The sequence below is a fragment of the Micromonospora cynarisoli genome (genome assembly GCF_030518815.1).
In the GTDB taxonomy this organism is placed as follows: domain Bacteria; phylum Actinomycetota; class Actinomycetes; order Mycobacteriales; family Micromonosporaceae; genus Micromonospora; species Micromonospora wenchangensis.
On sequence record NZ_CP130426.1, the window covers coordinates 1,849,038 to 1,860,567 of the forward strand.

Genomic DNA, 11,530 nt, shown 5'->3' on the forward strand with positions numbered 1-11,530 from the left:
TCATTGTGAAACATTGTCTCGCAATGTGAGCGACATTACCCTTGGCGTCAGACCCACACCCAGTGGCGCGGCTGGGCAACACCGCGCAGCGTCCCGCACCTGTGGAGCACGTCCCGATGACCGAACAGCAGCGCACCGCCCCGGCCGCCACCCAGACCGTGACCGGAGACCGGCCCGTCGCGCCCTTCGACCACCACTCGGCCGAGTGCAACACCGATCCGGTGGGCTACTACCGGGAGTTCCGGCAGACCTGCCCGGTCGGTCGGACCGACGCGCACGGTGGTTTCGTCTACACCACCCGGTACGCCGACGTGGTCCGGATCGCCCGCGACGACGACACCTTCTCCTCCGCCCGCGCCACCGCCGGGGGTGACGGCACCGCCATCGTCATCCCCCGGGGCCCCGGCCTGGAGCAGTACCCGATCGAGCTGGACCCGCCCGCCGCGACCGGCTACCGCGACCTGATCAACCCGCTGCTCACCCAGGACGCGGTCGCCGAGCTGGCCCCGATGGTCGCCAGGCACACCACCCGCGTGGTGGACGCGTTCATCGCCGAAGGGTCGGTGGACTTCGTCCGCGACCTGACCAACCCGCTGCCGGCCGCCGTCACCCTCGACTGGCTGGGCTTCCCCGAATCCGACTGGGCCAAGCTCGCCGGCCCGATCCACGACATCTTCGCCGCGCTGCCCGGCAGCGAACGCGCCGTACGCGGGGCCGCCGGCCTGGCCTACCTCGACCAGCGCATCCGCGAGCTGATCGTCGAACGGCGGGCCACACCGACCGGCGACGCGGTGAGCTACCTGGCCGCCCAGCGCCGCGGAGACGGGGAACTGTTCGACGCCGACGAACTGGTCTCGGTCATCGGGCTGCTGATCGCGGGCGGGGTGGACACCACCACCTCGCTGACCGGCTCCACCCTGGTGCACCTGAGCCGGCACCCCGAGGACCGGCAGCGCCTGATCGACTCCCCCGATCTGCTGCTCACCGCCACCGACGAGTTCCTGCGGGTGTTCGCCCCGTCGCAGTCGATGGCCCGTACCGTCCGCGCCGACACCGAGGTCGGCGGCTGCCCGGTCGCCGCCGGCGAGCGGGTGCTGATCCCCTGGGTCGCGGCCAACCACGACCCGGCGGTCTTCCCCGACCCCGAGCAACTGCGGCTGGACCGCGACGCCGCCCGGCACCTGAGCTTCGGCATCGGCAGCCACCGCTGCGCCGGAGCGCACCTCGCCCGGCTGATGTTCCGCGAGATGATCACACAGGTACTCACCCGGCTGCCCGACTTCCGGGTGGTGGAGGAGGGGCTCGTCGCCTATCCCACCCGGGGCAACCAGAGCGGTTGGGACGCGATCCCGGCCGTCTTCACCCCGGGTCCCCGCCGCGACGCCGACGCGGCGGGGACCCGGCCCGCCGCCAGCCTGACCGGCGACCGGGAGTTGGTCATGGCGGCCACCGCCACCGCCACCGACGAGGTGCTGGAGGTACGCCTGGCCGACCCGACCGGCGCGGAGCTGCCGCCCTGGGCGCCGGGCGCGCACCTGGAGGTGCGGCTGCCGTCCGGGCGGGTCCGGCAGTACTCGCTGTGCGGCGACCCGGACGACACCAGGCACTACCGGATCGCGGCCCTGCGCGAGCCCGCCGGCCGGGGCGGTTCGATGGAGCTGCACGCGCTCGCCCGGGCGGGCGTCACCCTCGCGGTGCGCGGCCCGCGCAACCACTTCCCGCTCGTCGACGCCCCCGACTACCTCTTCCTCGCCGGGGGCATCGGGATCACCCCGATCCTGGCGATGGCCCGCGAGGCCGACCGCCGGGGCGTGCCGTTCCGGCTGGTGTACGGCGGTCGCAGCCGGGCCTCGATGGCCTTCGTCGACGAGGTGACGGCGCTCGCCGGTCACCGGGTGACCCTGCTGCCGCAGGACGAGGCGGGCCTGCCCGACCTGGCGGCGCTGCTCGACTCCACCGGCCCCGACACCGCCGTCTACTGCTGCGGGCCGACCGGCATGATCGACGCGTTGGAGCGGGTCTGCGCCGCGACCGGCCGGTCGGAGCGGCTGCACGTCGAGCGGTTCACCGCCGGGGACGACCTGGAGGTCGCCTTCGACCCGGCGACGAACACCGAGTTCGAGGTGCACCTGGCGCGTACCGGGGCGACCCTGCGGGTGCCCCGGGACCGCCGCATGATCGACGTGCTGCGCGAGGTCGTGCCGGGCCTGACGTACGACTGCGAGAAGGGGTACTGCGGGGCGTGCGAGACCCGGGTGCTCGCCGGCACGCCGGAGCACCGCGACTCGCTGCTGACCGAGCAGGAGCGGACGGCCGGGCGCAGCATGATGATCTGTGTCGGGCGGTGCCGCTCGGAGCGCCTGGTGCTCGACCTGTAGTCCTGTCCGGACGGGCCGGCCCGGGTCCCAGGGCCGGCCCGTCCGGACGCCTTCGGGCTGAAGGTCCGGCTGCACCGGCGGCCGGGGTCCGTCGGTCGCGCGGCGCGGCCGGGCCGGTGGCGGTCAGCCCGCGTTCGCCAGCGCGTCGAGGATCAGGTCGAGGCCGAAGGCGAACTGACCGCCGAAGTCGTAGCCGGGTAGGCCCACGTGCCGGGTGGCGAACTCGACCAGGTGCAGGTACTCCCCCGCCGCGGTTGGTCCGCCGGCCGGAGGAGTCGCACCGGCCGGGGCGGGTGACCGCACGCGGACGGCCCGCCGCGCCACGACACTGGGGCGCTGCGGGCCGTCCTGACGAGGGGCCGGTGGGTCAGTTGCCCCACTCGAAGTTGGGCTCGACCGCCTCGGCGATGCGGAACCGGCCGCCCGGCGCGATCTCGCTGCCGCGCTCGGTCACCACGTGCTTGCCGAACCCGCTGACCAGCGGCCGGCCGACGTCGCGCTTGAGCCACAGCCGCAGCAGGTGCCGGCGACGCTCCGGCTCCGGGAAGTCGACGTAGCCGGTACGCGAGTGCAGGGCGGCGTAGTTCAGCAGCCACTGCACGTCACCGGGCTGGAAGTCCATGTCCAGGGCCAGGCCGGCGGACTGGGACACCTCGTCGTAGAGGTGCAGCAGCTCGATCTGCGCCTCGGTGAGGCGGGGCACCTCGGGGTAGTCCTGCGCCGAGAAGATCATCGAGCTGCCGGCGTAGGTGCTGAAGATGCCGTCGACGTAGCTGCAGATCGGCGAGGTGTAGGTGCGGGCCGGGGCGTCCGGGTCCTGCCGGTGCCAGTCCCAGTGCCACGGCTCGAACAGCAGCGGCGCGAGGTCGGGCCGGCGGCGCAGGATCTCGTTGTAGATCGTGGTGCCGCTGACCAGGCTGCTCGCCCCGCCGGCCTTGGCCGCCCGCAGGCACATCAGCGCGACCACGTCGGAGCTGTCGGAGTGGAACGGCAGCCGGTCGCGGACCCGCGACGGCAGGGCCGACGGGTCGTCGAGGGTCTTGTTGGAGGTGGCGATGACGTGGTCGAGCACGTCACCCATCTGGTTCTGCCCCATCGGCACGCCGAGGTGCAGCCCCATCAGGTAGAAGATCGCCCCGGCCAGGGTGTCGCCGTACTCCTCCGTGCGCAGGCCCCGGACCAGGATGAAGCCGCGTCCGGAGTCGAGCTGGCGGGCGCACTCCTCGTTGAGGCCGGCGCAGGCCGGCAGCGGGTAGTCGACGGCGGTCACCGTACGCAGGTCGGGGTTGTCGGCGACGAACCGGCGGCCGACGGTCTCCAGCTCGGCGCGCTCGGCGTCACTGAGCTGGTAGACCCACTCGGTCGAGGTACGCAGCTCGTCACCGCGCCAGGCGGACGGACCGGAGATGGGGGCGAGATCGATTGCGGTGGTCATGATGATGCGCTCCGAGGTTCGGTTCTGCGGAAACGGGTCGGTGTCCCGGGCGGGCGGTGCCGTCACCGGGCTGATCAACGACGTGGGCGCTCACCGTGTCCCGGTCGGGAGACGGCGGGCCGATCCATCAGAACGGGGTCTGCGGGTCCCCGGCGGCGGTCCCGGGGCGCATGCCCTCCCGCGGCGGGTGGACCCGCAGCGGCTCCTCGTAACCGCGCACCAGCAATCCAGAGCCTTGCGGAACTCGGATCATGGCGTTCTCCTGCGGCTGGCGATGATCGGTCCAGGCTAACCAACCCCCGCGGCAACGTCAACAGAGACACCGTCTCGCAATACGACCTAACCTCGCCCCGGGCGGCACGCCCCGGGGTCAGCCGGGCAGGCGGGCGTTGAGGCGGGCGGCCTGACGGAACAGGTGGTCGCGCTCGGCGAGGTGGGCGGCCCGGCGGGCGGCCTCGGCGTACCACCGGGCCGCCGTCACCAGGTCACCGGCCCGCTCGTGCAGGTACGCCGTCACCGCCGCGTGGCGGGGCACCGCCGGGTCGACCGCCGCGAGGGCCGCCAGCCCGGCCTGCGCCCCGTCGGCCTCCCCGACGGCCACCGCCCGGTTCAGCCGGACGACCGGGCTGTCGGTCAGCCGTACGAGTTCGTCGTACCACTCGACGATCTGCACCCAGTCGGTCTCGGCGGCGACGGGTGCGTCGGCGTGCAACGCGGCGATGGCCGCCTGGGCCTGGAACTCGCCCAGCCGGTCCCGGGCGAGCGCCGCCTGCAGGATGCCGACCCCCTCGGCGATCGCGCCGGTGTCCCACCGGCTGCGGTCCTGCTCCGCGAGCGGAACCAGCTTGCCGTCCGGCGTGGTCCGGGCCGCGCGCCGGGCGTGGTGCAGCAGCATCAGGGCGAGCAGCCCGGCCACCTCCGGATGGTCGACCAGCGCGGCGAGTTGCCGGGTGAGCCGGACCGCCTCGGCCACGAGGTCGACGTCACCGGAGTAGCCCTCGTTGAAGACCAGGTAGAGCACCCGCAGCACGGTGGTGACGTCGCCGGGACGGTCGAGGCGCACACCGGCCACCGTGCGCTTGGCCCGGCTGATCCGCTGCGCCATGGTCGCCTCCGGCACCAGGTAGGCCCGGGCGATCTGGCGGGTGGTCAGCCCGCCCACGGCGCGCAGGGTCAACGCGACCGCCGACGACGGGCTCAGCGACGGATGGGCGCACAGGAAGTAGAGCCGGAGCGTGTCGTCCACCCCGGACGCGGGGCCGGACGCCGGTTCCTCGACGACGAGGTCCTCCCGCCGACGGCGGGCGGCGTCCGCCCGGCCCGCGTCGAGGAACCGGTGCCAGGCCACGGTGACCAGCCAGCCCTTCGGGTCCCGGGGCGGATCGGCCGGCCAGACGCCCAGCGCCCGGACCAGCGCGTCCTGCACGGCGTCCTCGGCCGCCGCGAAGTCGGCCCCGCGCCGCACGAGCACCCCGAGCACCTCCGGGATGAGCCGGCGCAGCAGGTCACCGTCCACCCGTCAGTCGGTGACGGTCGGCGGGGCGGTCAGGAACGGGCGCAGCTCCAGCCACTCGTGGATCGGCCTCCCGCCCGCCCCCGGCGCGGCCGACAACTCCCCGGCCAGCTCGACGGCCCGGTCGTAGCTGTCCACGTCGATCACCATCCAGCCGGCGACGAGATCCTTGGTCTCGGCGAACGGCCCGTCGGTGACCGGCGGACGCCCCGGCCCGTCGTACCTGACGAACGTCCCCTCGGGGGCGAGGGCCTGACCGTCGACGAACTCGCCGGTGCCCTCCAGCCGGGCCGCGAAGTCGTGCATGTACCGCACGTGGGCGGTGATCTCCTCGGGCGTCCACTTGTCCATCGGAACGTCGTTGACCGCGGGTGGGGCGCCCCGGTAGTGCTTGAGCAGCAGGTACTTCGCCATCGGGTCTCTCCTCGGTGCCGGCGCGACCCCATTCTGGCCGCGTTCACCCCGGGGACGGAGCCGGCCCGCCGTTCTCGACATCGGCCGCGGAACTTTTTCTCCGGCCCGGGTGTCGCGGCCCGGCGCGGCTCACCTGTCGACGAGCTGCCGTACCCGCAGGCGGCGGATACCCGAGGCCCGCTCCGGCACCTCGGGCGCCCGGGTGGCGGGCAGGCGGACGGTGAAGACCGCCCCCCGGTGCGGCCGTCCCTCGGCCTCGATGGTGCCCCGGTGGCTCGTCACGACCTCCTGGAGCAGGGCCAGCCCCAGCCCGAACCGGTGCTCCCCGGAACCTCCGCCCCGGTGGAACCTGTCGAAGATGCGCCGCGCGTCGGCCTGGTCGAACCCGACCCCGGTGTCGGCGACCACGAACTCGACGTAGTCGCCGCCGGCCCGCAGCGACACGTCGATGCGGCCGCCGGGCGGTGTGTGGGCGAGCGCGTTCGCCAGCAGCTCACCGGCCACCCGGCGCAGCGCCGACGCGACCCCCGGCACCGGCAGCGACCCGTCGGGCAGGTCGGCGACGAGAGTGACCTGCCGTTCGGCGGCCCGTTCCGTCTCGGCGGCGACGGCCGCCCCGACGAGCGCGGTCAGGTCGACCGGAGGATAGGGGCGGCGATCGGCGGGAGCGGCGGCGAGCTGGGCCGACGACAGCAGGTCGTCGACGATCTCGCCCAGCCGGCGGGTGCCGCCGATCAGGCGGTCGAGATCCTCCAGGCTGGTGGCGCTGCCCCCGGCCCGCGCCCGCCGCGCCATCAACTGGGCGCGGATGTGCACCTGGGCGATCGGGGTCCGCAGCTCGTGGCTGGCGTCGGCGATGAACCGCCGTTGCCGGGTCAGCGCCTCCGCCAGCGGCGCGACGGCCTGCCGCCCGACCAGCGCGCCGGTCAGCACGGCGACGAACAGCCCGACCGTCGCGGCGAGGCTGAACGCCAGCAGCAGGTGCCGGCGGTCGGACAGCTGGAACCGCGCGTCGAACACCGCCTGCACGACCACCCCGTCGCTGCGCGACTCGGTGCGGACGTGGTAGGTGGTGCCGTTGCGGGTGACGGTGGTGACCTTGGTGATCCCGGTGGCCGCCACCGACCGCAGCGCGCCGGTCAGCGGGAAGCCCGCAGGCGGCGGGTTGAGGCCGGTGTCGGTGGTGAGCCCGTTGTAGCGGAACACCCAGCTGCACGCGGGCGGACCGGGGATGGTGGCGTGCTGGGTACCCCAGGCCAGCTCCCGGTGGATCTGCGCCTCCTGGCTGCGGACCAGGACGGCGTACGAGATGCCGCCGGCCAGCAGCAGCAGGGCGCTGATGGCCAGCCCCACCAGCAGCCCGATCCGCAGCCGGGCCCGGCGAACCATCGACTGCTCCACCAGCTCCGTCACAGCGCTCCGAGTCGGTAGCCGAGCCCGTGCACGGTACGGACCACCGACCGGCCGAGTTTGCGGCGCAGGTAGTAGACGTAGGTGTCCACCAGCGACGTCGCGGCGGCCTCGTCGAAGACCCGGCGGCGCAGCTCGCCCCGGGAGTGCACGGTGCTCGGCCGGGCCGCCAGCACCCGCAGCAGCTCGAACTCCCGGGCGGACAGTGCCACCCGGGTGCCGTCGGCCAGCACCGCGTCGTGCGAGGTCAGGTCGAGCCGCCCGGTGCCGATACGCAGCACGGTGGTGGACTCCGCGCCGCGCCGGCACAACGCCCGGACCCGGGCGCTCAACTCGTCCAGGTCGAACGGTTTGCCCAGGTAGTCGTCGGCGCCGGCGTCCAGCCCGGCGATCCGGTCGCCGACCCCACCGAGCGCGGTGAGCATCAGCGCCCGGGTCGGCACCGCCCGGGACCGCAGCCGGGCGACCATGTCGAGACCGTCCAGCACCGGCAGCATCCGGTCGACGACCAGCACGTCGTAGCTGCGGGTCAGCCCCAGGTGCAGGCCACGCTGGCCGTCGGCGGCCCGGTCGACGAGGAAGCCCTCACAGCTCAGTGTCTCGGTGAGTAAGTCGGCCAGTTCCTCGTCGTCCTCGACCAACAGCAACCGGTTAGGTCCTCCCCCGTGCATGCCTCCACAATCGCACAGAGTGGGCCTAAAGAGTGATAGCTATCTTTTTATCATTTCACCGTGGCGAGTGTCCGTGGTCGGACGTCGTCGCCCCGCCGGGCCTCCCGGCGCTCGATCCAGCTCAGCAACGGGGTCGTCATCATCGTGGTGGTCAGGGCCACCAGCACCAGCACGGTGAACAGCGAGGCGTTCACGATGCCCGCCTCCAGGCCGACGTTGAGCGCGATGAGCTGCATCAGGCCCCGGGCGTTCATCAACGCGCCCACCCGCAGCGCGACGCCCTGCGACTCGCCCCGGAGCCGGGCCGCCGCCCAGCAGGCACCGAACTTGCCGACGATCGCCGCCGTCACGCAGGCCACCGCGAACAGCAGCACCGGCGGGCTGCCGAGCAACCCGAACTCCGTCCGCAGCCCCGAATAGGTGAAGAACAGCGGCAGGAAGACCGTCGCGGCGACCGGGGTGAGGGTGTCCACCACCCGGTCGGTGTTGCCGGTGTGGGGCATCACCACGCCGACCGCGAACGCGCCGAACACCGCGTACAGCCCGATCTCGTCGGTGTACCAGGCCACCAGGAAGAGCAGGGCCACCGTGCCGAGCACCCGGGCGGCGTCGTTGAGGCCGGGACTGGTCATCAGCGCGGTGGTCACCCGCCGCCCGCACAGCCACAGCACCAGCGCGAACAGCACCGCCCCACCGGCGGTGACGACCGCCGGCCCGGCCCGGCCGGAGGCGAACGCCAGCACCACGGCCAGCATGATCCAGGCGACCATGTCGTCGAGCGCACCACTGGCCAGCGACAGCGTGCCGTGCCGGGTGCCGGCGTGGCCGCGTTCGGTGATGATCCGGGCCAGCATCGGGAAGGCGGTGATCGCCAACGCCACCCCGACGAACGCCGCAGAGACCCCGAGCGACGTCCCGTCGGCCCGCATCGGCACCGCGTCCGCGGTGACCAGCACCAGCCCCACCCCCAGGACCAGCGGCGCGGTCACCCCGGCCAGCGACACCAGCCCGGCGGTGCCGGCCAGGCCGGTGACCCGGTGGGCGCTGAAGGCGTACCCGGCCTGGAACATGAACAGCACCAGGCCGACCTGGCCCACCACGTACAGCACCGGCAGCAGCGCGGCCGGGAACAGGGCGTCCTTCACCTCCGGCAGGACGAGCCCGAGCAGCGACGGGCCCAACAGCACACCGGCGAGCATCTCGCTGACCACGGCCGGCTGACCCACCCGGCCGAGCAGCCAGGCCACCGCCTTGCAGAAGATCAGGATCACCGCGACCGCGATGAAGAACCGCGGAGCCAACTGGGTGGGGGTCACCGGACCGCCTCCTCGAAGTAGTTGGTGCACAAGCGTTGTCGTCGCGCGTCGACGACCATCCAGGCGCCGAACACGAGTTGCCGCAGGCTGCGACCCACGTCGGCCCAGCGGTCCCGCCACCGCATCGCGGCCAGCCGCAGCCGCCCCGGGCCGGCCACCCCGGCCGGGGTCAGGTACGCCGGGCCCCGGCTGGGCAGCGACCGGCTGTGCGCGGCCGAGGACGCCAGGGCGTACCGGCGCAGCACCTCACGGGTCGCGGCGCGCAGCATCACCGGCGCGACCCCGCGCGCCGGGCAGGCCCGGTTCGCGGTGACGCCGTACGGGATGAAGCGGGCGTCGCGGCGTCGCAGCGTTCGCCACCGGTCCGGGTCGAACCGATCGTCGCCGGCCGGGCCGCTGCGCTGGAACGCCAGGTAGTTGAAGAGCAGCACCGAGCCGGCCGGCAGGGTCACCCCGGAGGGCAACCCGATCGGCGCGGAGGTGATCCGGTGGGCGACGCCGAACAGCGGATGCAGTCGCAGCGTCTCGTCGATCACCCGGTCCAACGCGTCGTCGTCGTCCAGGCCCCGCTGCAGGTCCGGCCGGTTGGCCAGGGCCAGCAGCACGTGCGACATCGCCTCGGACATCTGCACCACCGCCGTGGTGCCGAACGCGCCGTGCAGGTACCAGGCCGTCTCCTCGGTGGTGAACGGCGACGGCAACGTCACCGGGCAGGTGCCCGCCTCGACCCGCCCGCGCAGGTACCGGGTCAACGGGTCACGCCGGTCCAGGTGCCGCAGGCCGGTGCACTTGAGGGCGGCGGCCACGTCGGCGGCGTTGGCGACGAACAGCGCCCGGACCTCCGGCGGGGGCACCTCACCGAAGATCAGCTCGTGGTAGACCTCCGCCCACACCGGCATCATCAGGTCCCGCAGCCGGACGTGGACCCGCCCGGCCGGCAGCTCGTCGAGCACCCGCCGGGTGGCGGCGGTGGCGAGCGCGTCGGCGCGCTGGGGCCGTACCGCGAGCACCTGCCGGGTCACCCCGGCCACCGTCCGGTAACGCTCCCCCGGCTCCAGGTGCTCCTGGTGCATGTGCGGGCCGGGCGACAGCCAGTACCAGAACAGGTCGGACAGGCCGGCACCCTGGCTGCGCCCGTCGGCCGCCGGGTCGGCGTACAGCCGCTCGAAATCCTCGACGTCGACGAGCGGGCCGGGCACCGGAATGCCCTCCCCGCCGTTGACCCGGGCGAACACCCACTGCCGCAGCCGCACCACCGCCGCAGGCAGCCACCGGGGCAGGGTCCAGCCCACCCCGGCCACGACCAGCGCGCCCCACAGCACCGGCGCGCTCACGCCGGGGCTCCCGTGGTGACCAGGTCGGCGCTGAGGTCGCCCGGCCGCGCGACACCCACCAGCGCCAACGCCCGGTCGAGGTCGGCGTGCAGCAGGTCGAGCACGTGCCGCACCCCGGCCGCGCCGCCCACCGCCAGCCCCCACAGCACCGGGCGGCCGACCAGCACGGCCGTCGCCCCGAGCGCCAACGCGACAAGCACGTCGACCCCGCGCCGCAGACCGCCGTCGACCAGCACCGGCAGCCGACCGCCGACGGCCGCCACGACGGCCGGCAACGCGTCCAGGGTGGCCGTCACCCCGTCGAGTTGCCGGCCGCCGTGGTTGGAGACCACCACGCCGTCCACCCCGTGCTCGACGGCCAGCCGGGCGTCCTCGGGGTGCAGCACCCCCTTGAGCAGGATGGGCACCGTGGTGAGCCGACGCAGCACGGCCACCAGTTCCCAGCCCACCCGGGCGTTCATCTCGACGTCCCGGACCCGGCCGTCCGCGTCACGCATGTTCTCGCAGACCAGGCCGGGTGGCAGGTCGACGAATCCGTGCCGCAGGTCGCGCTCGCGCCGACCGAACACGGGCGAGTCGACCGTGACGACCAGGGCCCGGCAGCCGGCGGCCACCGCCCGTCGGACCACGGTGGTGGTGAACTCCAGGTCGGTGTGCGGGTAGAGCTGGAACCACAGCGTCCCGCCGGCCGCCGCGATCTGCTCGACCGGCCGGGTGGCCGCCATGCTCACCACCATGACCGTGCCGGCCTCGGCGGCGGCGCGGGCGGTGGCCACCTCGCCGTCGGGGTGGGCCAGCCGGTGGAAGGCGGTCGGCGCGACCAGCACCGGCATCGAGACCGGGCTGCCGAGCAGCGAGATCCGCAGGTCCCGGTCGCCGGTGCCGCGCAGCACCCGGGGAAGCAGCCAGCGCCGGGCGAAGGCCGCCTCGTTGGCCCGCAGGGTACGTTCGTCGCCGGCCCCGCCCGCGAAGAAGTCCCAGTGCACCGGGTCGAGGCGGCGGCGGGCGGCGGCGGCCACGTCGGCCAGGTTCAGCGCCACCTCGTCGAGGGCCGGCACG

Annotated in this window: 10 protein-coding genes; 1 reads left to right on the forward strand and 9 read right to left on the reverse strand. The window is 73.9% G+C overall.

Annotated elements, in window-relative coordinates:
• Positions 1 to 116: 116 nt before the first annotated feature.
• On the forward strand, positions 117 to 2,378 hold the full coding sequence (locus Q2K16_RS07670; RefSeq protein ID WP_302744394.1) for a cytochrome P450/oxidoreductase: 2,262 nt from the start codon (positions 117 to 119) through the stop codon (positions 2,376 to 2,378).
• A gap of 123 nt (positions 2,379 to 2,501) precedes the next feature.
• On the opposite strand, the gene Q2K16_RS07675 is transcribed toward Q2K16_RS07670, so the two are convergent.
• The 9 genes from Q2K16_RS07675 to Q2K16_RS07715 form a co-directional block, all read right to left on the reverse strand.
• A complete protein-coding gene (locus Q2K16_RS07675; RefSeq protein ID WP_302744395.1) occupies positions 2,502 to 2,681 on the reverse strand; it encodes a hypothetical protein in 180 nt (59 codons plus the stop codon).
• Between the two features lie 64 nt (positions 2,682 to 2,745).
• Positions 2,746 to 3,813, reverse strand: coding sequence for a TauD/TfdA family dioxygenase (locus Q2K16_RS07680; RefSeq protein ID WP_302744396.1), 1,068 nt, complete (start codon positions 3,811 to 3,813; stop codon positions 2,746 to 2,748).
• Between the two features lie 370 nt (positions 3,814 to 4,183).
• Positions 4,184 to 5,329 carry an RNA polymerase sigma factor gene (locus tag Q2K16_RS07685; protein WP_302744397.1) on the reverse strand — a complete coding sequence of 382 codons (1,146 nt, stop codon included), beginning with the start codon at positions 5,327 to 5,329 and terminating at the stop codon, positions 4,184 to 4,186.
• Between the two features lie 3 nt (positions 5,330 to 5,332).
• Positions 5,333 to 5,740 carry a YciI family protein gene (locus Q2K16_RS07690; protein WP_302744398.1) on the reverse strand — a complete coding sequence of 136 codons (408 nt, stop codon included), beginning with the start codon at positions 5,738 to 5,740 and terminating at the stop codon, positions 5,333 to 5,335.
• A gap of 129 nt (positions 5,741 to 5,869) precedes the next feature.
• On the reverse strand, positions 5,870 to 7,153 hold the full coding sequence (locus Q2K16_RS07695; protein WP_302744399.1) for a sensor histidine kinase: 1,284 nt from the start codon (positions 7,151 to 7,153) through the stop codon (positions 5,870 to 5,872).
• Positions 7,150 to 7,797: a response regulator transcription factor gene (locus Q2K16_RS07700; RefSeq protein WP_302744400.1), complete on the reverse strand. Its 648-nt coding sequence runs from the start codon at positions 7,795 to 7,797 to the stop codon at positions 7,150 to 7,152. The genes Q2K16_RS07695 and Q2K16_RS07700 overlap by 4 nt, the downstream gene beginning before the upstream one ends.
• A 74-nt stretch (positions 7,798 to 7,871) precedes the next feature.
• Positions 7,872 to 9,137: a cation:proton antiporter gene (locus Q2K16_RS07705; RefSeq protein ID WP_302744402.1), complete on the reverse strand. Its 1,266-nt coding sequence runs from the start codon at positions 9,135 to 9,137 to the stop codon at positions 7,872 to 7,874.
• A complete protein-coding gene (locus tag Q2K16_RS07710) occupies positions 9,134 to 10,471 on the reverse strand; it encodes a cytochrome P450 (RefSeq protein WP_302744404.1) in 1,338 nt (445 codons plus the stop codon). Before Q2K16_RS07710 ends, Q2K16_RS07705 begins: the two co-directional genes overlap by 4 nt.
• Positions 10,468 to 11,529: an alpha-hydroxy acid oxidase gene (locus Q2K16_RS07715; protein ID WP_302744406.1), complete on the reverse strand. Its 1,062-nt coding sequence runs from the start codon at positions 11,527 to 11,529 to the stop codon at positions 10,468 to 10,470. Before Q2K16_RS07715 ends, Q2K16_RS07710 begins: the two co-directional genes overlap by 4 nt.
• Position 11,530: the final 1 nt, after the last annotated feature.